Here is a 25,439-nt window from a genome sequence, read left to right as displayed (position 1 = left end):
GGTTGACGATCTGCCTGTTGAGCTCCGGAATTGCCGGAGCGCAGGTGGCTTTGCCTAAAATATTGGGCAACAATATGGTATTGCAGCGCAATGCTCCCGTACCCGTTTGGGGCACCGCATCCCCCGGCGAAAGGGTGACTGTAAAGTTTAGTAAACAAACAAAAACAACTACTGCCGATGCATCTGGCAAGTGGATGGTAAAACTCGATCCAATGCCTGCATCTGCTAAATCTGCAATACTGACGATATCAGGTACAAACACGATTAAGCTCGAAAATATATTGGTAGGCGAGGTATGGCTCTGCTCCGGCCAATCTAACATGCAGTATGAAATGCGCAAGAACAGTAAAGTGAAAAAGCCGGATACCAGTACTGCATACTCACCGGTTGATGAACTGGAACGGGCGCACAACCCACAGATCAGGATTTTTTTGGTTACGCAAAAAAATCTGCTTAAACCTGATTCTACCCATTCCGGTTGGAGCGTTGCTGAGGATTCGGCGTTGAGGGCGTTTTCGGCCGCAGGGTATTTCTTCGCTAAAAACCTGCAGCACGATCTGAAAGTGCCTGTAGGCATTATTTCATCGGCTGTAAGCGGCAGTCGTATTGAGCCATGGGTATCGCAGGAAGGCTTTGATGCTATCCCATATTTCAAAGCAAACAATATTAAAATCGACGGCGATCCGGGTAAATTTTATGCCAAAATGATTGAGCCGGTTGCCCCGTTTGCACTTAAAGGTTTTTTATGGTACCAGGGCGAAAGCGCCTGCTTTTTGGGCGAAACCATCAGCTACACCTACAAAATGGAGGCGTTGATCAACAACTGGCGTAAGCTCTGGGGTGATAAAACGCTGCCATTTTATTATGTGCAGATAGCGCCATACTACTATTCGCAAGGCAAAGGCCCGGTAACTTATACTCCTTTCACAGAGCCGGAATTGCGCGAAGCGCAGACTGCCGCCTTGCAGATCCCGCACACTGGTATGATTATCACTACCGATTTGAACGATGATCTTAAAAATATCCACCCGCCTTTTAAATGGGAGATAGGCCGGAGGCTGGAATTACTGGCGCTGGCCAATACTTACAAACAGCCTGTGGTTTTTTCGGGGCCGGTGTATAAAAGTATGAAGATAAGCGGTGACAAGATCATCCTTGAGTTTGATCACGTGGGGGCCGGACTAATAAGCCATGACGGTAAACCGCTTACTGATTTCACCATTGCCGGTGCGGACGGGAATTTTGTTGATGCCGATGCCACCATCAAAGGCAATACGGTTGAAGTATCGGCCGGAGTGGTGACTAAGCCTGTAGCCACGCGTTTTGCCTGGCTGGAGTCGGCGCAGCCTAATTTTTATAATAAGGATGGCTTACCTGCCGCGCCCTTCCGTACGGATAACCCTTTGAAATTTACCTTAACTGCTAACTGAATATATCGATGAGATCTGCCTGTTTTAAAATATGGATTGTTTTGCTGTTTGTGATAAGCGGGCTGATAACCCGCGCCCAGGAAACGCAAAAACTATTCCTGTCGGGCACCGGCAGCGACCATACCGTAAACTGGCAGTTTTTCTGCACCGAAGGCAACAATTCAGGTAAATGGACAACCATCCCTGTACCCTCAAACTGGGAACTGCAGGGCTTTGGAAAATATAACTACGGTCTTGCAAAAGACAGCCTGAAAGGCAAAGAAAAAGGGCTTTATAAATACGAGTTTAATGTACCTGCATCATGGCGGGGCAAAGCCATAAACATTGTTTTTGATGGCTCTATGACCGATACCGAGGTGAAACTGAACGGTAAATTGGCCGGGCCAGTTCACCAGGGGGCATTTTACCGTTTTAAATATGATGTAGGTGCTTTGCTTAGTTATGGTAAATCCAATTTACTTGAAGTAACAGTATCCAAACACTCCTCCAACACATCGGTAAATGCGGCCGAGCGTAAGGGCGATTTCTGGGTGTTCGGCGGGATTTTCAGGCCGGTGTTTCTGGAAGCTTCGCCAAAATCCCACATCGGCTATTACGCTGTTGATGCCAAAGCCAATGGCAATTTGAAGGCGCAACTTAGGTTGGCATTTGTAAAAAGTGGTACTGTAACAGGGCAGGTTTATACGCTGGCGGGACAAAAGTTTGGTACCCCGTTTTCGGTTAAGATCAATGCGGGTGATACCGTTGCTAATATCAGTACGCATATTGCATCGCCAAAATTATGGTCGCCCGAGTTTCCTAATCTGTATAATGTGGTGTTTACGCTGAACCAAAATGGCAAAGCAGTTCATACGGTAAAACAACGCATCGGCTTCCGTACGGTTGAATTGCGGAAGCACGATGGCATTTATGTTAACAATGTAAAGATTAAATTTAAAGGGGTAAACCGCCATTCATTTTGGCCAACAACAGGCAGGGCGCTCAACAAAAAAATAAGTATTGAGGATGTACTGCTGATGAAGGATATGAACATGAACGCGGTGCGCATGTCGCATTATCCGCCCGATGATCATTTTTTGGATGTGTGCGATTCGTTAGGTCTATTTGTTTTGGATGAGCTTACCGGCTGGCACCATGCTTATGACGACGTTGTTGGCTCAAAATTAACCAAAGAACTTATCGAAAAAGATATCAATCATCCGTCTATTGTGATGTGGGATAACGGTAACGAGGGTGGTTTTAATTTTAACCTCGATCATTTATTTGATGAGCTGGACATTCAAAAACGCCCGCTCATCCATCCATGGGGCATCTTCCGAGGGACAAATACACAACACTATATCAATTATGATTACGGCACCAATACAGGTATCAACGGTCACGATATATTTTTCCCTACCGAGTTTTTGCATGGTTTATATGACGGCGGCGGCGGTGCCGGGCTGGATGATTTCTGGAAACAGATGTGGTACACCCCAATTTCGGCAGGTGGTTTTATCTGGGATTTTGCAGATGAAGCTGTAGTTCGCACCGATAAAAACGGAGAACTGGACAGCGATGGCGACCATGGCCCCGACGGCATCATTGGCCCATATCATGAAAAGGAAGGCAGCTACTATGCCATCAAGGAGATCTGGAGCCCGGTTTACCTGGAACCGAGGGAAATTACGTCAGCGTTTAACGGAACACTGCCTTTAGAGAACAGGTATTCTTATACAAATATCAAACAATGCACTTTCAGCTATAAATTGGCTATGCTCAATGGTGCCGGTTCAAAAACTAAAATCGGTACCATCGCTTCGCCGGATGTTGCACCGGGACAGTATGGGAATCTGCAGTTGCAACTACCTAAAGACTGGCAAAATTTCGACGTGCTGTATATCTCGGCTTTTGATGTAAATAAGCAAGAGCTGTTTACCTGGAGTTTCCCTATAAGCAGTCATGATCAGATCGCTAACCGGTTCATCGCCAAAACAGGAGGAAGCAAAGCTGCAATTACCGAAACGGATTCACTGTACAACGTTAAAACCGGCAATGGGATCGAACTGGCGTTTAACCGTAATTCGGGCATATTGGTTAGTGTGAAAAATGCTAAAGGAAATATTCCTTTTAACAACGGGCCAATATTAGTAGAAGGGCAGGATCAAACCGGCTTTCAAAAACTTACCTGTCATTATGAGGGCGATAACCTGGTTGTTGAAGCGGTATTCCCACCTAAAAAATCGGAGCCTTTAATGAAGTGGACGATCTACCCATCCGGCTGGGTACAGCTTGATGTTAAATATTGGCCTATTGGCGAGGAAGCCACCTTGATGGGTGTCAATTTCTCTTTCCCCGAAAAAGAGATCAAAGGGATTACTTTTATGGGCGATGGCCCTTACCGGGTATGGAAAAACCGGATGAAAGGTACTGCGCTGGGTGTTTGGGATAAAACATACAACAATACCATAACCGGGCAGGGTAAAGTTGTTTACCCAGAGTTTAAAGGCTATTACTCCAACCTGTACTGGATGAAGCTGCAAACTACCGGGCAGCCGGTAACCATTGTTTGTAACAGCCGGGACGTGTTTATGCGCCTGTTTACACCTTCAAATCCCAAAAACGTATACAATACCGCTCCGCTTTTCCCTTCGGGCGATATCTCGTTTATGCATGGCATAACCCCGATAGGTACCAAATCGCAAAAGCCTGAAAAGCTGGGGCCGGGCGGGCAAAAGAACCAATATTTTAATTACGACAGGAATATAGAAGATGCACTGACGCTGAACCTGTATTTCGACTTTTCGGGCAAATAAAGAATGAAGAGGATATTTACATATCTCATTTTGTTAGCGGGCTTTATTTTATACGGCTCCATCAACTGTTATGCGGATGCCCACATCGGCTTACAAAACCTGAAATGCGAAATGTTGAGCAATCCTTCGGGTATCGGCACAGCAAAGCCCCGGTTAAGCTGGCAGATCACGAGCGATATACGGAATACCAACCAGGTAGCCTATCAAATCCTCGTAGCCTCAACTCCCGAAAAGTTAACAGCAGGGCAGGGTGACCTGTGGGATTCGCACAAAGTAAATTCGGCTGAATCCATTATGGTCAACTACGCGGGTAAGCCACTTGGCAGCCGTGCAGCATGTTACTGGAAAGTTAGGGTGTGGACTAACAACGGCGTAACAACCTGGAGCAAACCCGCAACATGGAGCGTAGGCCTTTTAAACCCTGCAGATTGGAAAGCCAAATGGATAGGCTGCGACCGTGGTTTTGCCTGGGATAGCGTTTCTAAATTCTCCCGGCTTTCTGCACGTTACTATCGTCATCAATTTGATTTAAAGTCGGGTATAAAAAAAGCTACGGCCTACATCGTTGGCCTCGGACACTACGAGCTATATATGAATGGCCAACCCATTGGCGACCAGGTTTTGGCCGAACCGCCCACCGATTATACCCAATCCGTTAAATATAACACCTTTGATGTTACCGCTAACTTGAAACAGGGTGGTAATACCATCGGAACCGTTTTGGGTAATGGCCGCTACTTTACCATGCGGCCTAAGTACAAACCAAAAAAAATCAAGGAATTTGGGTTCCCAAAAATGCTGCTGCAATTGGAGGTTGAATATACTGATGGAACAAAGCAAACCATCATTAGCGATAACAACTGGCATTTTACAGCCGATGGTCCTATTCGTACCAATAACGAGTATGATGGCGAAGAATACGATGCCACCAAAGAATTTCCGGGATGGAATAACGCTGGTTTTAATGATAATAAGTGGCTTAAGGCCGAATTAGTTGAAGCTCCTGGTGGCAAAATTGAGGCGCAGATGAACGAGCCGATCAAAGTAATGGATACCATTAAACCCATCAGCGTAAAGCAACTGAAAGATAATGTATGGATCCTGGATCTGGGACAAAATATGGCAGGCTGGTTACGGCTACGTGTAAAAGGCAACAGGGGCAATAAGGTGACTTTGCGTTATGCCGAAACCCTGCAAGCCAGCGGTGAATTGTATGTAGCCAACCTGCGCGATGCCAAAGTAACCGATGTGTATACGCTGAAAGGTGGAGCAGAAGAGACCTGGCACCCGGTATTTGTGTATCACGGTTTCCGGTATGTGGAGATCAGCGGTTATCCCGGTAAGCCTGAATTGGGCGATTTTGAAGGACAGGTTGTTTATGATGCCTTGCCAACCATTGGTCGTTTTGAAACATCCAACGATATCGTCAACAAGATCTATCATAATGCATATTGGGGGATCCTGAGCAATTATAAAGGTATGCCCGTCGACTGCCCGCAGCGTAACGAACGGATGCCCTGGCTGGGCGATAGGGCGGTAGGTTCGCTGGGCGAAAGCTTTGTGTTTGCCAACGGTAACTTCTACGCCAAATGGCTGGATGATATCGCGCAATCGCAAAAAGCCGACGGTTCTATTCCGGACGTTGCCCCGGCTTATTGGAATTATTACAGTAATAACATGACTTGGCCCGGCACTTATATCCTGGTGGCCGATATGCTTTACCGACAGTTCGCGGATCAGGCACCCATTGAAAAGCATTATGCTTCCATGAAAAAATGGATTGACTATATGCGGGTTAAGTACATGAAAAATAACATCGTCACCAAAGATAAATATGGCGACTGGTGTGTGCCGCCCGAATCGCCGGAGCTGATCCACGCTAAAGACTCCTCGCTTAATACCGATGGGCAACTGATTGCAACGGCTTACTATTACCACCTGTCGGGCCTGATGCAAAAGTTTGCCACCATGTTGCACAAGCCAGCCGATGCGCAGTTTTTCGGCACCATAAAGCAGAACATCAGCAAGGCATTTAATGATAAGTATTTTGATAGAACCACATCGAAATACAGTAACAATACAGTAACAGCCAACCTGTTGCCATTGTACTTCGGGATCACCCCAACTGCCCATAAACAAGCAGTATTTAAAAACATAGTTGCTAAGATCAACGAGGCTCATGACCATATCAGTACGGGCGTAATCGGAACCCAATGGCTTATGCGTGGGCTTACTGAATTTGGCCGCCCCGATCTGGCCTGGAAGATAGCCTCCAATACAACCTATCCAAGTTGGGGGTATATGGCTGGCAGGGGCGCTACCACTATTTGGGAACTGTGGAACGGCGATACCGCCAATCCTGCCATGAATTCCCGCAACCACATCATGCTATTGGGCGATCTGATTGCCTGGTTTTACCAGGACATAGCCGGGATAAAAACATCTAATGCAGGCTTTAAGCAATTGATTATGCAACCCGCAATTATCAACGTATTGGATAGTGTTAATGCTTCGTATCAAACAGCCTATGGAACTGTGCGCAGTAATTATACCAGTACCAAAAGCGGTTTTAAATGGCATGTCATAGTGCCGCCAAATAGTTCGGCCCTGGTTTATGTGCCGGCGAAAAACATGGATGAAGTAACCGAGGGTGGGGCTAAAATATCAACTGTAAAAGAAATTAAGCCAGTGAAAATGCAAAACGGTCGAGCCGTTTTGAGCATAGGCTCTGGTAATTATGATTTTGAAGTTAAGTATTAAAAAAAACATCGATATGAAAAAAATAAACATTGCGGGTGCTATGCTAATTGCGTTGCTGTCGCTTTCAAGCGCGGTTAAAGCCCAGGAGCAACAGGCTGCCAAGACCGCTCCATCACCCGAAGCCCAGGCGAAAGCCGATGCCGAAGTTGATAAGAAAGCGACGGATTGGGTTTGGTCGTTATCCCTCACCGATACGGCAAAAGCTACTCGTGTAAAAAATGTGATAGCAACCCACCTCAAGGCAATCCGCGATTGGAATAGCAGTCATTCATTTGAATCTGTTCCTGCGGGTATCGATCCTGCAACGGGTAAAGCCTTGAGCACCATGGACAGGCAGATCATTATTAATTCATCGCTGCCAAAATCGGTACATGAAAACCTGATGACCGGTTTAAGTAATGATCTGACCGAAGAACAGGTTGAAACTGTGCTTGATAAATATACTATCGGCAAAGTGGCTTTTACACTGGCCGGTTATAAATCTATTATACCCGATCTGACTCCCGTTGAAGAAGCAGCAATCCTCGCTAACCTGAAACTGGCCCGCGAACAGGCTGTGGATTTTAAAAATATCAAACAGGTATCAGCCATTTTCGAGATCTATAAAACAAAGAACGAGCAATACCTCAACGGCAACGGCCGTAACTGGCACAAGCTCTACGGCGATTATACCAAAGCCATCATTGCAAAAAAGGCTGCTGATAAGGCGGCAAAAGATAAGGCTGTTACTCAAAAATAATAATGCGATGCTAAAAAAGATCTTGTTTACCGGTATTGGAGCTTGCCTATTAATGGCCAATGTGTTTGCCCAAAATCCATGGCGCAAGGGCATCATCACGGATGAGTTTATTTATGATAAAGCGCCTTACCCCGAATGCCATGCAGCAACCATTGCCGAAACGCCTGCGGGTTTGGTAGCCTCATGGTTTGGCGGCACCAAGGAGCGAAACCCCGATGTATGTATTTGGATGAGCCGCTTTGTTGACGGTAAATGGACAGAAGGCGTTAACGTAGCCAACGGCATCCAAAACGATACCTTACGCTATGCCTGCTGGAACCCGATACTATACCAGGTACCTAAAGGTGAATTACAGCTTTATTATAAAATAGGCCTGAGCCCGGCAAAATGGAAAGGTTTTGTAAAAACATCCAAAGACGGTGGCATTAGCTGGTCGGAGCAGAAGGCTTTACCCGAAGGCTTTTTAGGCCCCATCAAAAACAAACCCGTGTTATTGAAAGATGGTACGCTGTTGAGCCCGGTAAGCACCGAAGGCAAAGCATGGCAGGTGCATTTTGAAGCCACTAAAGATTTCGGTAAAAACTGGACGATGATTGGTCCCATAAGCGATGGTAAGGACATGAAAGCCATACAACCCAGTATTTTAACTTATAAAGATGGCAGGTTGCAGGCGCTTTGCCGTAGCCAGAACAGGGCGATATTAAGTACCTGGTCAAAAGATAACGGGCAAACATGGTCTGCTTTGGAGAAAACTTCATTGCCAAATAATAACTCCGGTACCGATGCGGTGACTTTAAAAGATGGCCGCCAGTTATTGGTTTACAATCATGTTTTACCGCCGGGAAATTTAGCCAAGGGAGCTCGTACGCCATTGAATGTGGCTGTATCCAAAGATGGTATTACGTGGTATGCCGCTTTGATCCTGGAGGATTCGCCTATCAGCCAGTATTCTTATCCATCGGTTATTCAGTCAGCAGATGGTTTGGTACATGTGGTGTATACCTGGCGCAGGCAAAAGATAAAGCATGTGGTTATTGATCTGTCAAAACTGGAGCTGAAGGAAATAAAGGATGGCGTTTGGCCGAAGGTGGAAGGCTATACGCCTCCGGTGCCTACTGGGGAGACTAAGGATTTATAATTAAACTTATACCCAACCGTCATTGCGAGGTACGAAGCAATCCCAAACTGTACAGGGCGGCTCTGCTAATCGGGGATTGCTTCGTACCTCGCAATGACGCTTTCTTAAGCCTCTACAAAAAAATAAAGCAATGAAAAAATTAACCTGCATACTGATAACCTGCCTCATCGCGATGAGTTTTGCCGCCCGTGCGCAGCAAACTACCGATGCCATGTACAGGAAAACCCTGAAGGATGTGCTTGACGAAGTGCAGGAAAAATATCACATAAAAATCAAATACACTGTGGCGCAGGTTGAGGGTAAATGGGTTAATTACGCCCAGTGGCGGTTCAGGCCTGATGTGGATACCACACTGGCTAACATCCTTACCCCGCTTGATTTAAAAGTGAATAAAGAAGCGCCCGGCAGGTACAAACTGAAAGAATATGAATATTTCCGCTGGGCGGTAAGCGATGGCTGGAAGGAGCTTGACCGGATAGCGACCCAATACCATGACATGGATACCTGGGAACAACGCAAGGCGACACTAAAACCCCAGTTGTATAAAGCTTTGGAGCTATCACCTTTGCCTTCCAAGCCCGCTTCAAAACCAATCATCACGCCTAAACGGACTTATGACGGTTATACAGTTGAGAATATCGCCATTGAAATTTTGCCGGGCTTGTACATTAATGGCTCGTTATACAAACCATCAAAAATAAAAGGAAAAATCCCGGTGATCTTAAGCCCTGATGGGCATTGGGAACATCAGCGTTACCGTGCCGATTGCCAGATCCGTTGTGCTTCGCTGGCGCGGATGGGGGCAATGGCCTACAGTTATGATCTTTTTGCCTGGGGCGAATCCCTGCTGCAATTTAAGGATGAAGATCATCGCCGTAGCCTGGCACAAACTATCCAGGCGCTTGGTGCTATCCGAATCCTGGATTATGTGCTTTCGCTTAAGGAAACCGATCCTGAGCGCGTAGGTGTCAGCGGCGGATCAGGTGGCGGGAGCCATACCGTTTTGATGACTGCCATGGACGACAGGATCAAACTCAGCGCCCCGGTGGTGTCGGTGTCGTCTTACTTTTATGGAGGATGCCCTTGTGAAAGCGGGATGCCTATCCATCAATGCGGCAACGGAACAGATAATGTAGAACTGGCCGCCATGGCAGCGCCACGACCACAGTTACTGATCTCCGACGGGCAGGACTGGACAGCCAATATGCCCGAACACGATTTTCCTTATCTCCAAAAAATGTATGGCTATTACGGCGCCACAGATAAGGTGCAGAATGTACATCTGCCAAACGAAGGCCATGATTTCGGTCCTTCAAAAAGGGCTGCATTGTACGCCTTTATTGCCAAAAACTTTCATCTTGATATTAATAAGATCAAAGACAGTAAGGGCAATTTCGATGATCAAAAAGTCACCATCGAAAAGGAACCGGCTATGTATGTGTTTGGTGACAAGGGCGAAAAGCTCCCAGCTAATGCCATAAAGGGCTTTGAACAATTAGAGAAGGTATTTGCGCAGGCAACAAAAAAATAGGTTTATGAAATACAGGTTGATCTCAGGTTTATGGATAGGGTTGATGATGTGTGCCTTTAGTGCACTTTCGGTTGCCCAAACCGCGTCAAAGCAGCGTTATAAAGTAGCGGTTGTTGACCTGATGATCCTCAAACGTCAAAAATTAGGTGCATTTCAACTGACCAAAGATATTGGTGCAGATGGCGTTGAAGTAGATATGGGGGGCCTTGGCGACCGGGAGACTTTTGATAACCAACTGGCCAAAGACTCGATAAGAAAAGTATTCCTGAACAAGGCAAAAGAGCTGAATCTCGAAATTCCATCCATGGGCATGACCGGCTTTTTCGCACAGTCATTTGCCGAACGCCCAACCGCGGTTAAAGCGGTTACCGATTGTATCAACACCATGAAACAAATGGGTGTTAAGATTGGCTTTTTGCCGATGGGGGTAAAAGGCGATCTGGTGAAATATCCTGAATTGCGCCCTGCTATAGTTGCCCGCTTAAAGGAAGTTGGAAAAATAGCCGAGAAGGCAGGTGTTGTAATAGGCATTGAAACAGTGCTGGATGCCAAAGGCGAGTTGCAGTTGTTGAAAGATGTAGGCTCTCCCGCCATTAAAAGCTATTTCAACTTTGAAAACGCCATCAGGAACGGTCGCGATTTGAATAGCGAGCTCAGGGTGTTGGGCAAAAACTATATCGTGCAGATCCACTGCACCAATGATGATGGTGTTTGGCTGCAAAATGATCCTAAAATAAACATGGAACAGGTAAAGGTCACTTTAGATAAAATGGGCTGGACGGGTTGGCTGGTTATTGAACGCTCGCGCGATGCCAAAGACCCGAGGAATGTAAAGTGGAATTTCAGCGCCAATACCACATATGTAAAATCAATATTCCAGGCTAATTAAATAATAATGAAGAGCTGCCGTATACTCGCTTTCGCATTGCTGTTAAATGTTATTTTGACATGCAGCGTTTTTGCGGCCGAAATTTGGGTATCCCCGAAAGGTTCTGATAAAAATACGGGGACAAGAGAGCAGTCGCTGGCAACCGTAGCTATGGCGCTCAGGAAAGCCCGTGAACTGAGGCGCTTAAATGATGTATCGATAAAAGGCGGCATCCATATCAAAGTATTAGCGGGAGTTTATCAGTTAACGGAACCATTATTTATCCGCCCCGAAGATTCAGGTACGGCCGAGAGTCCGACCTTTATTGAGGGCGAAGGCATAGGCAAAACTATCCTAAGCGGCGGGATAACTATAGCCGGATGGCGTAAAGTAACTTCAGAGATTCCCGGTTTGCCTGCGGAGGCCAAAGGCAAAGTTTGGGAAGCAGATGCGCCAACAATCGGTGATGAACCTTTACAGTTCAGGCAGCTATGGGTGAATAATGAAAAGGCGATTCGTGCCCGTGATACCGATGCCCCGGTAATGAACCGCATCCTTTCCTGGAACCATCAAACCGAAACCTGTATAATTCCATGGTCGGCTTCGCTTGATATAACACGCATTAAGGGCATGGAAATGTTTATTCACCAATGGTGGGCTATTGCTATTTTAAGGGTTAAGGCTGTTCAATTAATGGAGGATAGCGCCCGCTTATCATTTTATCAGCCCGAAAGCCGAATCCAGTCTGAACACCCATGGCCTGCGCCCTGGATCTCCAAAAAAACAGGCAATTCGGCATTTTACCTCAGTAACGCTATTGGCTTTTTAAACGGGCCCGGTGAATGGTATCATGATCGTATCGCTAACAAAATCTATTATATCCCGCGCAAAGGTGAAGATGTGCAAACGGCTAATGTTATCGTTCCTCAACTGGAAACGCTGGTGAAAATGGAAGGCACTGTTGATCGCCTGGTAAATTATGTGCAGTTCAAAAATATCAGCTTTGAGCATAGCAGCTGGCTCCGCCCGTCAAAAGCAGGTTTAGTGCCTCACCAGGCCGGCATGTATATGCTGGATGCATATAAACTGAAAATTCCAGGCACGCCGGAAAAAAAGGGGTTGGAAAACCAGGCATGGGTAGGCAGACCAAATGCTGCGGTTGAGGTAGCTTATGCATCGTACATCGCATTTGATGGTTGCGGTTTTGAACACATGGCCTCAACCGGGCTGGATTTTCAGCGGGGCACGCGCAATGATGTGGTTAAAGGTAGCCTGTTCAAAGATATCGGTGGCACCGCAATTCTCGACGGTGTATATTCCGACGAAGCGCAGGAAGTTCACCTGCCTTATAACCCAACAGATAAGCGTGAGATCTGCACCAATGATACCATCACTAATAATCTGATCATCGATGCTACCAATGAAGACTGGGGATGCGTTGGTATTGGCGCAGGCTATGTTAAAGGTATCAGTATAACGCATAATGAGGTTTGCGACGTGAACTACACCGGCATCAGCATGGGCTGGGGCTGGACAAAGACCGCCAACGCCATGAGCGATAACCGTATCACGGCCAACAAAATTCACCACTACGCCCGCAATATGTATGATGTGGCCGGCATTTATACGCTATCCGCGCAGCCCGGTTCGGTGATCAGCAATAATACTGTGGATAGTATTTACAAAGCCCCGTATGCGCATGATCCTGTGCATTGGTTTTACCTGTATACCGATGAGGGATCGTCATACATCACCATTAAAAACAACTGGTGCCCGGCAGATAAATTCCTGAAAAATGCCAATGGCCCAGGTAATGTCTGGGAAAATAACGGTCCGCAGGTTGATGATGCCGTAAAGCTATCAACAGGTATAGAACGACCTTATAGCTATCTGTTTCAATATCGTAAGGTGAACCAGGATAACCTGCCTATCAATCATAAAACAGAATGAAAATATTAAAAGCATATATAGTTTGGCTCACGGTGGTTTTATTGTTGCCTGCATTTCATGTAGAGGCAACTTCAAACCCTTATGCCATTGTTGAAGTGACGGGTCCGCAAGGTAAGCAGCTCAATTATGCCGCGTTATTAAATATCGCCCGCAAGCAGGGGTTACCGGCTTCGGCTGTTTACCGTTGGGATAACCATCTGATTGTTTATGGCAAGCATTTAAACACGGCGTCCATCCAAAAAACTGCTCAGGCAGCGTACCCCTCATGCCAGGTTACGGTTTACAGCAACCCGTTTTATGATTTTAACCGAACGCAGCGTTGTGGGGCAAATGGCATTGCTAAGCAATGGGATAACATTATACTGACCGCAAACCTGGTTGCCGATGAGCGTCTGCAGCAGGAATATATCGATTATCACACCAGCCAGTTTAAAAACTGGCCCGAGGTTTCTAAGGGTTTTTGTAATGCAGGTTTTCAGCAGTTACTGGTGTTCAGGAACGGGCGCCGCCTGATGCTGGTGATCAGTATCCCGAAAGGCAAAAAGCTTGACGACCTCAATCCTAAAACCATCGAAAATAATCCGCGGGTAAACGATTGGAACAGGTTGATGAAAAAATACCAGGGAGGTGTGCCCGGTACGCGAAAGGGCGAGGTATGGGTGTTTTTTAAACAGGTAATAGACAACAGCGACACTAAACGATCATTATAAAATGAAAATAGGAATATTAGGATTAGGCGAAGGACGCAGCACCATGTCGGCAGTATTGAAAAGCGAGAAGCTTGAGTTGAAAATGGTTTGCGACAGAAATATTGAATTGTGTAAACAACGCGTTGAGGAGTTCAATTTTCATAGTTATACAACCAACTACGAGGATCTGCTCAACGATACTGAAATAGATATCATTGCCATTTATACGCCCGATCATCTGCATGCCGAACACGTTAAACAGGCTTTACTGCATGGCAAACATGTGGTGTGCACCAAACCATTTATTGATGATTTAAGCAAAGCCGCCGAACTGCTTGAACTGGTTGAGCAAAGCGGCAAGAAAGTATTTGTAGGCCAAAGCTCCCGTTTTTTTGAGCCGATGAAAAAGCAACGTAAAGATTATGAGGCCGGTTTGATAGGGGATTTGATAACGGTAGAGGCCTATTATCATGCAGATCACCGCTGGTTTTTAGAAAAATCATGGTCCTTACAGCAAGCTTTTAAATGGCTTTATGGTGGCTTAAGCCACCCGGTTGATTTTATCCGATGGTATTTGCCGGAGATTGAAGAGGTGATGGGCTACGGTATGCTAAGTTCTAACGGAGCAAAAGGAGGCCTCAAGAACCCGGATACCATGCACTTTATATTTAAAGCGAAGGACGGTAGAATCGCCAGGGTGAGCGGCTGTTATACAGGCCCGGTGCAGCCCGTTACCCGCGACAGCGAAATGAGCTGCATTTTACGCGGAACCGAAGGCTGCAGCCAGGGCGACTATATGGACCTGCGCTATGCCATCACCGATAATACCGGCGAAGAACGCATCCTAACCTGGGAACATAAACTGAAGCACTATTTCAGGTTTGAGGGCAAAAGCCACCACGCCGGCGAATACCAAAATTACCTCGAATACTTTGCGGACAGCATCACCCAAGGCTACACCGCTTATCCCGATATTAAGGAAGGTATCGGTACTATCGCTCTGCTGCAGGCTATGGACCGCTCGTTACAAAGCGGCAAACCCGTAAAAGTTGATGACATCCTCACCGAATTTAATTTAACCGTAAACGAGTTAAGCGCATGATATTGGGCATGAGCAATATCGTATCGCGCCTAACGCTGTTGGATTATTCGGTAGTGGCCGTGTACCTGATTGTTTTAATGGTGATCGGTTACCGCGCCAGTTTCGGCAACAAAAACAAAACGGACGAAACGCTTTTTCTCGCCAATAAATCGTTGGGCTGGGCAAGCATCGGTTTTAACATGTGGGGAACCAATGTTGGGCCGTCCATGTTGCTGGCTTTTGCAAGTATCGGTTACAGCACAGGTATCGTAGCCGTTAATTTCGATTGGTATGCCTTTGTGTTCCTGATGCTGCTGGCGTTGGTTTTCGCGCCGAAATACATCGCGGCCAAAGTATCAACCATGCCTGAGTTTATGGGCAATAGGTATGGCGATTCAACCCGTAACATTTTGGCCTGGTACGCATTGATCAAAATGCTGATCTCATGGCTTTCACTGGGCCTATTTGCCGGGGGCTTTTTAGTGAGGCAGATCCTGGGCATTCCCATGTGGCAATCGGTTATTGTGTTGGTATCATTTGCGGGTTTATTTGCCTTTACAGGCGGCTTAAAAGCTATTGCCAAAGTAAATGTCTTCCAGATGCTGCTGCTCATTGGCGTATCGCTAACGCTGACTGTTTTGGGCGTAAACAAAGCAGGTGGGTTATCAGCCGTGTTTCATCAAACGCCTGCAAATTACTGGAACCTGATTCATCCGGCAAGTGACGTCAAATATCCATGGTATGCCATTTTGTTAGGCTACCCGGTATCTGCGGTGGCATTTTTCTGTACAGATCAGGCTATGGTACAATCGGTGCTTGGAGCTAAAAACCTGGAGCAGGGGCAGCTTGGTGTTAACTTTATTGGCTGGCTTAAAATACTATCACTGCCGCTGTTTATCCTCACCGGTATTTTGTGTTTTATCCTCTACCCGCATCTGAGCGATCCGGCATTGGCTTACATGACCATGGTTACCAACCTTTTTCCACCCGGCATGAACGGGTTGGTTATTGTGGTGCTCATAGCGGTTTTGGTAGGCACCATAGGCTCCTCGTTAAACTCGCTGAGCACGGTTTTTACCATGGATATTTATGCCGAAAAGATCAACCCCAATGCTACTAATAAAGACCTCATCAGGGTAGGCCGTTACACGGTAATTGCCGGCTGCCTGTTTGCAATAGGTATGGCGCTGGCAATTGACAGCATTAAAGGGCTTAACCTGTTTGATGTTTTTCAATCCGTTTTGGGCTTCATCGCGCCGCCCTTGGCTGTTGTTTTCCTGCTTACGGTTTATTGGAAACGGACCACCCGCAAAGCGGTCAATATTATTCTTTCGGCGGGTTCGGCCTTTAGCCTTGGTACAGGTGTGGTTTATTTATGGGTGCTTCCGCCGGCCAGGTATAGCTTTTGGCCGCATTACCTCATGCTGTCGTTTTTCATATTTGTTTTCCTGGCCGTATCGGCTGTTTTAATCTCGCTGCTTGACAAAACACCGGCTATATATGTTGCTGAACAATCTGAAGCGGAAAATACTTCAAAACCTACCCGGCGTGTAAAAATAGCCTGGGCATTGCTTACAATAGTAATGATTGTTTTATATCTCATTTTCAACGGACATTAAAAATGCATAAAAGATCTACCCATATAAAACTCAACAAGCACTACTTATTGGTCATGCTGCTCAGCCTGATGCTTTTTGCTGATGTCGCCAAAGCGCAAAAGGCAACCTGGATCTGGTATCCCGGAGATTATGAAGTATGGCTCAGCAACCGGATGCAAAACCGCCGTACCGAGCGCGGGGCTTTCTTTCCGCCATTCTGGAAGTTGGATAGCCATTATGTGCTGGTTGATTTTCATAAGGATTTTACGCTTGCAAACCCCGAAACAGTTGAACTGGCTGTTGAAGGGCAATACAATGTAAAGCTCGATGGTAAGGCATTGGCGGGTTATCCAAAAAATATCCATGTGCCGGCTGGCAGGCACAGGCTTAGTCTCAAAGTCTATAACCAGGCTGCTGCCCCAGCCATATTTGTGAAGGGGCAGCAACTGGTGTCAGATACCTCCTGGCTGGTAACTTATGAGGATAAGGAATGGATTGATGAGTCAGGCAAAACTTCTGATGTATCGGCTACCAAATACGTAAATGCCGGTAACTGGAACTTTGATTCGGCAGATAAAATTCCGTCTGCATTCCGTTTGCCAACGGAAGAGCACAAGCCCGCAAAAACCGAACGAAAAGAACACGCTATTTTGGTTGATTTTGGTAAAGAAACCTTTGGCTATGCAAAACTCATCGGCTTAAAAGGTAAGGGCAATGTTAAATTCTGCTATGGCGAATCCAAAGAAGAAGCTTTAGCTACTGCAACCTGCGAATTGCTGGATAGTATTAACATAGATCAGCCTCAAAAAGCTGATTATACTATGGAGGGTTCGCGTGCTTTCCGCTACATCAATATATTATTTGATGACAATGTAAGTGTTGATAATATTTCCATGCTTTACGAGTATTCGCCGGTTGAGCAGCGTGGGAGTTTTAGATGTTCGGATGAGCAGGTGAATAAGATATGGGATGTTTCGGCTTATACGCTGCATCTCAATACCCGCGAGTTTTTTATCGATGGGATCAAGAGGGACAGGTGGATCTGGTCGGGCGATGCTTACCAGAGTTACCTCATGAATTACTACCTGTACTTTGATTCGCCCACGGTAACCCGCACCCTGTATGCCCTGCGCGGTAAAGACGCGGTAACCAGCCATATCAATACCATTATGGATTATACTTTTTACTGGTTCATGGGTATTTATGACTACTACCAGTACACCGGCGATAAAAGCTTCATCAAGCAAATGTACCCGCGCATGCAAAGCCTGATGAGCTACTGCCTGCAGCGCCGGGACAAAAACGGACTGATGGAAGGCCTCCCCGGCGACTGGGTATTCATCGATTGGGCCGACAAACTGAGTAAAAAAGGCGAGGTAAGCTTTGAACAATTGTTGCTTTGCCGCAGCCTGGAAACCATGGCCCTGTGTGCCAATATTATGGATGATAAAACAGGCAATGAGCAATATAAAAAACTGGCGACCGAACTGAAATCAAATATCTTTGATCTGTATTGGAATAAGGATAAACACGCCTTTGTGCACAGCCTGGTTGATGGGAAGCAAAGCGACAATGTGACCCGCTACACCAATATGTTCTCGATATTTTTCAATTATCTAAACGCAAGCCAACAGCTGGAGGTTAAAAAATACGTGCTGCTGAACGACAAGATCCAAAAGATAACCACCCCCTACATGCGCTTTTATGAACTGGAAGCCCTTTGCGCCATGGGCGAACAAAGTTATGTGCTCAAAGAAATGAAAGATTACTGGGGTGGGATGCTGAACCTTGGCGCTACCTCATTTTGGGAAGAGTATGATCCATCTAAAATCGGGGCCGACCATTACGCTATGTACGGGCGACCATTTGGCAAAAGCCTGTGCCATGCCTGGGGAGCCAGTCCGATATATTTGCTTGGTAAATACTATCTCGGCGTAAAACCAACTGCGCCAGGCTATCAGCAATATATTATCGAGCCTAAATTGGGCGATTTACAATGGATGGAAGGCAGCGTGCCTACCACCAACGGCGATATCAAAGTGTCATGCAGCACCAAACAGATCAAAGTAAGCAGCGACACCGGAACCGGCCTGCTGAGATTTACCAGTACATCAAAACCGGTTTGTAAGGAGGGTGAAATAACTGCTAAAGGAAACGGAACCTATGAACTCACCATTCAAAAACAAAAACAGTACACCATAAATTATAGTGCGAAGAAATGATGAAGAAGCTATTCTCTATCCTGCTTTTAACGGCATTTTCATCAACAGGGCTTTACGCGCAGCTGGTTGATAAAACACCTGCGCCTATTCCCAATGTACCAACGGTTTATGATGCCGAGCCATGGGAAAATCCCTTGGTTGATGGGATAAACCGCGACCCGGCACGTGCCACCGCTTACTCGTACAGCAATATAAAAGATGCGCTGGCTGGTGACCGGGGAAAATCGGGCAGGATGTTATCCCTGAATGGTTACTGGGATTTTAGTTATGCCGCCAAACCAGCCGATGCACCAAAGGATTTTTATAAAAGCAGGGTAAGCGGCTGGAAAAAGATCATTGTGCCCTCCAGCATCGAAATGCAGGGCTATGATAAGCCTATTTATAAAAGTGCCGTTTACCCGTTCAGGCCGGTTAACCCGCCGCATGTTCCACTGGATTATAATGGAGTAGGCAGCTATCAGCGCATCTTTACTTTGCCTGCCGGTTGGAAGGATATGAACATTACCCTGCATTTCGGTGGCGTAAGTTCGGGCTTTAAAGTTTGGCTCAACGGCAAGTTTTTAGGTTATGGTGAGGATAGTTTTTTGCCTTCGGAGTTCAACATTACCCCGTACCTGCAAGCGGGTGAAAACGTAGTGTCAGTGCAGGTGATCCGCTGGAGTGACGGCTATTTCCTGGAAGACCAGGATCAATGGCGTATGAGCGGCATCCACAGGGAGGTAATGCTATTGGCTGAGCCTAAATTGCGGATAGCCGATTTTCAATGGCAGGCCAAATTGGATAAGCAGTATAAAGATGCTGTTTTTAGTATCCGCCCGCGGATAGAAAATTTGACAGGCAAAGCTGTTCCCGGTTATAAGATTGAAGCAAGGATTTTCGATAGGAACAATAAAGAAGTACTGCAAAAACCTTTGGAGCGGAGCGTGGAAAGCATCATTAATGAGATCTACCCGCGGTTGGATAATGTAAAATTCGGTCTGCTGGAAACCACGTTGAAAAATCCGGATAAATGGAGCGATGAAAAGCCAAATCTGTATACGCTTACCTTGTCATTAATTGACAGTGCAGGCCAAACGCTTGAAGTGAAAAGCTGCAAGGTTGGGATCAGGAGTATTGAATTTAGCAAAGAGGATAGCAAGTTGCTGATTAATGGAAAAGTAACCTACCTGTACGGCGTAAACCGTCCCGATCATGACCCGGTAAAAGGAAAGGCGCTGTCGCGCGAAGATATCCTGTACGATGTGCGCACCATCAAACGCTTTAATTTTAACTGTATCCGCACCAGTCATTACCCTATGGATCCATACCTGTACGACCTGTGCGATGAGTATGGCATATTGGTGATTGACGAAGCCAACCTGGAAACACATGGCCTCGGCTCAAAATTGAGCAACGACCCCATGTGGACCGGCGCTTACCTCGATAGGGCCACCCGAATGGTGATGCGCGATAAAAATCATCCAAGTATAATCATCTGGAGTTTAGGCAATGAGGCCGGTCGCGGGCCAAACCACGCGGCAATGGCGGGCTGGATCCATGATTTTGATATTACCCGACCAGTTCATTATGAGCCTGCCCAGGGCACACCGCAGGCCGAAGGCTATATCGACCCAACCGATCCCCGCTATCCTAAAACTAATGATCATTCGCACAGGTTGCAAAATCCTATCGATCAGCCTTATGTAGATATTGTGAGCCGGATGTATCCCGGCATTTATACCGCGCCTTTATTAGCCAATCAGCAAAATGGCGATAACCGCCCGATATTTTTTGTAGAGTACTCGCACGCCATGGGCAACTCTAACGGAAACCTTAAAGAGTTTTGGGATCAGTGGCGATCAACCAAGCGGGTTATCGGCGGGGCTATCTGGGAATTTAAAGACCAGGGGCTTTTAAAACATGATTCCACAGGTAAGGCATACTACGCCTACGGCGGCGACTATGGCGAACGCTATTTTGATAATTTCACCATCAAAGGTATCGTAGCATCCGACGGACGACCTAAGCCTGCCATTTACGAATGCAAGCACGTTTTTCAGCCTGCGGTTTGCGAACTGGTCGACGCTGATAAAGGGGCCATCCGCATCAAAAACTGGCATAGCGTAGCTTCACTGGCCGACTATGAGGTTAGCCTGCAGGTTAAGGAAGATGGTAACGTCATTTTCAATAAACCGATTCCACGTATTAACCTCGCAGCCGGGCATGACACCACTATCAGCATCAAACAATACCTGCCCAATTTAAAGCGTAATCATGAATATTTGGCCGATATCCATTTTACCCTTGCCGAAAATAAGCCATGGGCAGATAAAGGTTATGAAATAGCAAGCGATCAGTTTCAGCTAACCAAGCCTGAATTATCAGAGGTTCATCTCGACAATAAAAAATACCAGTCGGTGAAAATCTCAGAAGATGATAAAGTCTATCGTATCGCTGGTAAAGATTTTGAAATAGGTATCAGTAAAGTTAACGGGGCTTTAAATTCCTATATCAGCAAACCCCACCAACAAGTATTCGCACTGCTATTGCCACATTTTACCCGCCCGGTTACCGATAACGATCATCGTGGATGGAAGATGGAAAAGAAACTGGCAGCATGGATCAAGGCAGTGCCTGTATTGAAAAAGATCTCAAGCCAAAAAGCCGGAGATGGTTCGATAGTAATCACAAGTGTTTATTCGATGCTGAATGATAGCGCAACGGTTAACGTAGATTACACTATTCGCGGCGATGGGCTGTTGAAGGTTTTTTATTCCCTTAATGTTAAACCGGGTTTACCAAACCTACCCAAAGTTGGGATGCAGATGGGGATAGCACAGGCCGACAGCAATATCAGCTACTATGGCAGAGGGCCTTATGAAAACTATATCGACAGGCGTACAAGCTCGGAAGCGGGAATTTATTCGCAAACAATCAGCCAGTTTATGGAGCCTTATGTAGTACCGCAGGAAAACGGCAACCGTACCGATGTACGCTGGATGCTGCTGCACCATAAAACAGGTGGCTTACTAATAGCAACAGATAGCCTGCTTAGCATGAGTGCCTGGCCTTATACCGAAGAAAATATTCAAAAGGCAAAACATACCAATAAGCTGAAGGATGCAGGTTTTATAACCCTGAATATCGACCTGTTACAAATGGGCGTAGGAGGTAATGACAGCTGGTCGGAAGTGGCAGAGCCTTTGGAACAGTACCGCATTCCTGCCAAAAAGTATCAATACAGTTTTTACCTGAAACCTTATGAGGGTAAACCCGAAGTTGCCGGAATTGCGGCATATCAGATAAAATTCAACAGGAAGCCATGAGGAAGTACGTTTTCATAATTTGCCTTTGCTGCCTGTTTTTACCGGGATTAGCCCAGCAGCACAAACTCTCGACCCCCAAAAAGGATTTGGAGCAGGCTTTTCTGCACCCGCCAGAATCGGCAAAGCCATGGGGGTTTTGGTACTGGATGCAGGGAGCGGTAAGCCGTGAAGGTATTACTGCTGATTTGGAAGCCATGAAACAGGCCGGGATTGCCGGAGCTTATTTAATGCCAATCAAAGGGCCTGCCACTCCACCATATTTTACCCCATCAATTAAGCAATTAAGCCCCGAATGGTGGGCAATGGTGAAGTTTACCATGCAGGAGGCCGACAGGATAGGCCTTAAACTGGCCATGCATGACTGTGATGGTTTCGCGCTGGCAGGCGGCCCATGGATAACGCCGGAGCTTTCGATGCAGAAAGTAGTATGGTCAAAAACAGAGGTTGAAGGTGGTAAAACTTATCATGATACTTTGCATGTGCCACAGCACTATAAAAACTATTATGAGGATATCGAAATATTGGCTTATCCGTCGCTTGCGGGCGAGGGGCAAAGCAGTTATGATGAGCATCCGAAGGTAACTACCAATCTGCCCAATACAGAAGTGCAATACCTTGCAGAAAAAGGAAATACCAAAAGTTTTACCAGTAACGAGCCCTGCTGGCTGCAACTGGAATTTACTAAACCTTTTATCTGCCGTTCGCTCATTATCCATACATCGGCAAGCAATTATCAGTCGCAACGGTTGCTGCTTGAAGTAAGCGATGACGGAAAAAACTTCCGCTCATTAGGTAGGCTTGAGCCGCCGCGCCATGGCTGGCAGGATGGGGATGCGGAAATTACCAATGCTATTGCTCCAACAACCGCAAAATATTTCAGGTTTACTTATGATAAAAATGGATCCGAGCCGGGGGCGGAAGATCTTGATTTTGCCAAATGGAAACCTACGTTAAAGCTTTTGGGTATCGAATTATTAAGCGAACCACGCATCCATCAGTATGAAAGCAAAAACGGTGAGGTATGGCGTTTAAGCAAACAAAGCACAGATGCGCAGTTACCAGCGAACATTTGTGTTGATAAAAGCAAGGTTATCAATCTTACCGATAAATTAAGCGCAGATGGTAAACTGAACTGGATTGTCCCAGCCGGCAATTGGACTATCATTCGTATTGGTCATACTTCCACCGGGCATACCAACGCTACAGGCGGTGGCGGCATCGGTTTGGAATGTGATAAGTTTAACCCCGAGGCTGCCAAAATTCAGTTTGACAATTGGTTTGGCGAAGCTATAAAACAGGTTGGGCCGGAGTTGGCAAAACGAGTTTTAAAGATCTTTCATGTGGATAGCTGGGAGTGCGGGAGCCAAAACTGGTCGCCGGTTTTTGCCGTGGAGTTTAAAAAACGGCGAGGGTATGATCTGTTGCCTTATCTTCCGCTGATGGCCGGTGTGCCGATGGAGAGTGCAGGGAAATCCGAAAAGGTTTTGGCCGACGTGCGTCAAACCATAGTCGAACTGCAGGTAGATAATTTCTATGGTACCATGGCTAAGCTGGCGCACGAAAAAGGCTGCACATTTACTGCCGAAAGCGTGGCCCCAACTATGATGAGCGATGGCATGCTGCATTACCAAAAAGCCGATATCCCGATGGGCGAGTTTTGGTTCAGGAGCCCCACACATGATAAACCGAATGATATGCTTGATGCCATATCAGGCGGACACATTTACGGCAAAAATATTATCCAGGCCGAGGCTTTTACCGAATTAAGGCTTTTGTGGGACGAACATCCCGGCATGCTCAAAACCACTGCCGACCGTAATTTTGCCTTAGGTATTAACCGCTTTGTTTTCCATGTAAACGTACATAACCCCTGGCTCGATCGTAAACCCGGGATGACGCTGGATGGTATCGGTCTGTTTTTCCAGCGCGATCAAACCTGGTGGCAGCCCGGTAAAGCCTGGTTTGATTATATTACCCGCTGCCAATCGATGCTGCAACAAGGCCACCCGGTTACCGATATCGCCGTATTCACCGGCGAGGAAACACCACGACGCGCTATTTTACCTGACAGGTTAGTGAGTACCCTGCCGGGGATCTTCGGTGCCGAACGGGTAAAGCAGGAAGCCGAACGTTTGGCCAATAAAGATTTACCGATCATTAATTCGGTTGAAGATGCAAGCCACTCGGCCAATATGGCTTTGCCCGAAAATTGGATCGACCCGTTGCGTGGTTATGCCTATGATTCGTTTAATAAAGACGCGTTGCTGCGTTTATCCACTGTAAAAAATGGCAGGATAGTTTTGCCCGGGGGGGCGAGTTATGCTGTGTTGGTTGTCCCCGGCGTAAGCCAAATGTCGCCTCAGCCATGGCAGTTATCGGCAGAGGTTATTAAAAAACTTCAGCAATTGGTGAATGAGGGCGCTACAGTTTTATTGGGCGATGAGCGAATGAAAGCTTCGTTTACAGGTAAAAGTAAACTGCTTATCGGCCCTTACCAAAAAGATACATTTGATGAACTGGGCCTTTCCCGCGATTTGATCGCTACAGATTCTGTTAATCAACCTGTAAAAGATCTCGCTTGGACACATCGCAGCGTTGATGATCTTGATCTCTATTTCATCTCGAATCAAAAAGCGTTAAACCGGACAGTTAATTTATCACTAAGGATATCCGGTCGTGTTCCCGAGTTGTGGGATCCCTTAACGGGGGAAATAAAACGATTACAGAGCAGCAGTAAATCGGGACGTACAAACCTACGTCTTGATCTTGCTGCCAATGGTTCTGCTTTTATCGTTTTCAGAAACAGCCTTCCGGGCGCAAAGCTTAAGTTGGATAAAGCGGCACATTTCAAAACGGTGCAAATTTTTACAAACTGGCAGGTACAATTTGATCCAAAATCCGGAGGCCCTGTAAAGCCGGTTATGTTTGATAGACCTGACGATTGGTCGCTAAGCAATAATGATAGTGTGAAGTACTATTCCGGTACAGCGGTTTATAGTCGTACTTTTCAGTTTACCGGAAAACCGGGCAGCAAGCTATACCTTGATCTGGGCAATGTTGCCAACCTGGCCCAAGTATATTTAAATGGTATTAACTGCGGCACGGCCTGGACATTTCCTTATCGCTTAAACATAGGCAAGGCGGTTAATCCCGGGGAAAACAAGCTGATAATTAAAGTAAGCAATACCTGGGCTAACCGGCTCATGGGCGATCATGCCCTGCCCGAAAATAAACGAATTACATGGACAAACGCACCTTACCGGCTGGAAGGCCGCCCGCTTTTGCCGGCTGGTTTGCTGAGCCCGGTGAGGCTGCTTAATGATATCCCTTAAT

14 protein-coding genes are annotated in these 25,439 nt (G+C 46.4%); all 14 read left to right on the top strand.

What is annotated here, in order from left to right; genetic code table 11:
• Positions 1 to 2: 2 nt before the first annotated feature.
• The 14 genes from ACFFGT_RS01775 (at position 3) to ACFFGT_RS01710 (ending at position 25,438) form a co-directional block, all read left to right on the top strand.
• Entirely contained in the window at positions 3 to 1,430 is a 1,428-nt protein-coding gene (locus ACFFGT_RS01775; RefSeq protein WP_377020776.1) for a sialate O-acetylesterase, read from the top strand.
• 8 nt (positions 1,431 to 1,438) lie between these two features.
• Entirely contained in the window at positions 1,439 to 4,225 is a 2,787-nt protein-coding gene (locus tag ACFFGT_RS01770; protein ID WP_377020775.1) for a glycoside hydrolase family 2 protein, read from the top strand.
• 3 nt (positions 4,226 to 4,228) lie between these two features.
• Positions 4,229 to 6,985 (top strand): alpha-L-rhamnosidase, encoded by a 2,757-nt coding sequence (locus ACFFGT_RS01765; RefSeq protein ID WP_377020774.1) that lies wholly within the window; start codon positions 4,229 to 4,231, stop codon positions 6,983 to 6,985.
• A gap of 13 nt (positions 6,986 to 6,998) precedes the next feature.
• On the top strand, positions 6,999 to 7,724 hold the full coding sequence (locus tag ACFFGT_RS01760) for a DUF3826 domain-containing protein (RefSeq protein ID WP_377020773.1): 726 nt from the start codon (positions 6,999 to 7,001) through the stop codon (positions 7,722 to 7,724).
• A gap of 7 nt (positions 7,725 to 7,731) precedes the next feature.
• Complete coding sequence (locus ACFFGT_RS01755) at positions 7,732 to 8,862, top strand: sialidase family protein (protein WP_377020772.1); 1,131 nt, start codon at positions 7,732 to 7,734, stop codon at positions 8,860 to 8,862.
• A 130-nt stretch (positions 8,863 to 8,992) separates the two neighbouring features.
• Entirely contained in the window at positions 8,993 to 10,393 is a 1,401-nt protein-coding gene (locus ACFFGT_RS01750) for an acetylxylan esterase (protein ID WP_377020771.1), read from the top strand.
• A gap of 4 nt (positions 10,394 to 10,397) precedes the next feature.
• Entirely contained in the window at positions 10,398 to 11,282 is an 885-nt protein-coding gene (locus ACFFGT_RS01745) for a sugar phosphate isomerase/epimerase family protein (RefSeq protein ID WP_377020770.1), read from the top strand.
• A 6-nt stretch (positions 11,283 to 11,288) separates the two neighbouring features.
• A complete protein-coding gene (locus ACFFGT_RS01740; RefSeq protein ID WP_377020769.1) occupies positions 11,289 to 13,211 on the top strand; it encodes a hypothetical protein in 1,923 nt (640 codons plus the stop codon).
• Complete coding sequence (locus tag ACFFGT_RS01735) at positions 13,208 to 13,921, top strand: L-rhamnose mutarotase (protein WP_377020768.1); 714 nt, start codon at positions 13,208 to 13,210, stop codon at positions 13,919 to 13,921. Before ACFFGT_RS01740 ends, ACFFGT_RS01735 begins: the two co-directional genes overlap by 4 nt.
• Before the next feature lies 1 nt (position 13,922).
• A complete protein-coding gene (locus ACFFGT_RS01730) occupies positions 13,923 to 15,002 on the top strand; it encodes a Gfo/Idh/MocA family protein (RefSeq protein WP_377020767.1) in 1,080 nt (359 codons plus the stop codon).
• An 8-nt stretch (positions 15,003 to 15,010) separates the two neighbouring features.
• Positions 15,011 to 16,600 carry a sodium:solute symporter family transporter gene (locus tag ACFFGT_RS01725; RefSeq protein WP_377020766.1) on the top strand — a complete coding sequence of 530 codons (1,590 nt, stop codon included), beginning with the start codon at positions 15,011 to 15,013 and terminating at the stop codon, positions 16,598 to 16,600.
• A 2-nt stretch (positions 16,601 to 16,602) separates the two neighbouring features.
• Positions 16,603 to 18,801, top strand: a complete 2,199-nt coding sequence (locus ACFFGT_RS01720) for an alpha-L-rhamnosidase-related protein (RefSeq protein ID WP_377020765.1) — start codon at positions 16,603 to 16,605, stop codon at positions 18,799 to 18,801.
• Positions 18,798 to 22,106 (top strand): glycoside hydrolase family 2 TIM barrel-domain containing protein, encoded by a 3,309-nt coding sequence (locus tag ACFFGT_RS01715; protein WP_377020764.1) that lies wholly within the window; start codon positions 18,798 to 18,800, stop codon positions 22,104 to 22,106. The genes ACFFGT_RS01720 and ACFFGT_RS01715 overlap by 4 nt, the downstream gene beginning before the upstream one ends.
• A complete protein-coding gene (locus tag ACFFGT_RS01710; RefSeq protein WP_377020763.1) occupies positions 22,103 to 25,438 on the top strand; it encodes a glycosyl hydrolase in 3,336 nt (1,111 codons plus the stop codon). The genes ACFFGT_RS01715 and ACFFGT_RS01710 overlap by 4 nt, the downstream gene beginning before the upstream one ends.
• Position 25,439 lies beyond the last annotated feature (1 nt).

This window comes from Mucilaginibacter angelicae, assembly GCF_042434235.1.
In the GTDB taxonomy this organism is placed as follows: domain Bacteria; phylum Bacteroidota; class Bacteroidia; order Sphingobacteriales; family Sphingobacteriaceae; genus Mucilaginibacter; species Mucilaginibacter angelicae.
This window is presented reverse-complemented; position numbering and strand designations above follow the sequence as displayed.

Bases quoted from the DNA above. Each gene is read 5' to 3' on its own strand.
- ACFFGT_RS01770 (WP_377020775.1), top strand. From the start codon at position 1,439: ATGAGATCTGCCTGTTTTAAAATATGGATTGTTTTGCTGTTTGTGATA.
- ACFFGT_RS01765 (WP_377020774.1), top strand. From the start codon at position 4,229: ATGAAGAGGATATTTACATATCTCATTTTGTTAGCGGGCTTTATTTTA.
- ACFFGT_RS01760 (WP_377020773.1), top strand. From the start codon at position 6,999: ATGAAAAAAATAAACATTGCGGGTGCTATGCTAATTGCGTTGCTGTCG.
- ACFFGT_RS01755 (WP_377020772.1), top strand. From the start codon at position 7,732: ATGCTAAAAAAGATCTTGTTTACCGGTATTGGAGCTTGCCTATTAATG.
- ACFFGT_RS01750 (WP_377020771.1), top strand. From the start codon at position 8,993: ATGAAAAAATTAACCTGCATACTGATAACCTGCCTCATCGCGATGAGT.
- ACFFGT_RS01745 (WP_377020770.1), top strand. From the start codon at position 10,398: ATGAAATACAGGTTGATCTCAGGTTTATGGATAGGGTTGATGATGTGT.
- ACFFGT_RS01740 (WP_377020769.1), top strand. From the start codon at position 11,289: ATGAAGAGCTGCCGTATACTCGCTTTCGCATTGCTGTTAAATGTTATT.
- ACFFGT_RS01735 (WP_377020768.1), top strand. From the start codon at position 13,208: ATGAAAATATTAAAAGCATATATAGTTTGGCTCACGGTGGTTTTATTG.
- ACFFGT_RS01730 (WP_377020767.1), top strand. From the start codon at position 13,923: ATGAAAATAGGAATATTAGGATTAGGCGAAGGACGCAGCACCATGTCG.
- ACFFGT_RS01725 (WP_377020766.1), top strand. From the start codon at position 15,011: ATGAGCAATATCGTATCGCGCCTAACGCTGTTGGATTATTCGGTAGTG.
- ACFFGT_RS01720 (WP_377020765.1), top strand. From the start codon at position 16,603: ATGCATAAAAGATCTACCCATATAAAACTCAACAAGCACTACTTATTG.
- ACFFGT_RS01715 (WP_377020764.1), top strand. From the start codon at position 18,798: ATGATGAAGAAGCTATTCTCTATCCTGCTTTTAACGGCATTTTCATCA.
- ACFFGT_RS01710 (WP_377020763.1), top strand. From the start codon at position 22,103: ATGAGGAAGTACGTTTTCATAATTTGCCTTTGCTGCCTGTTTTTACCG.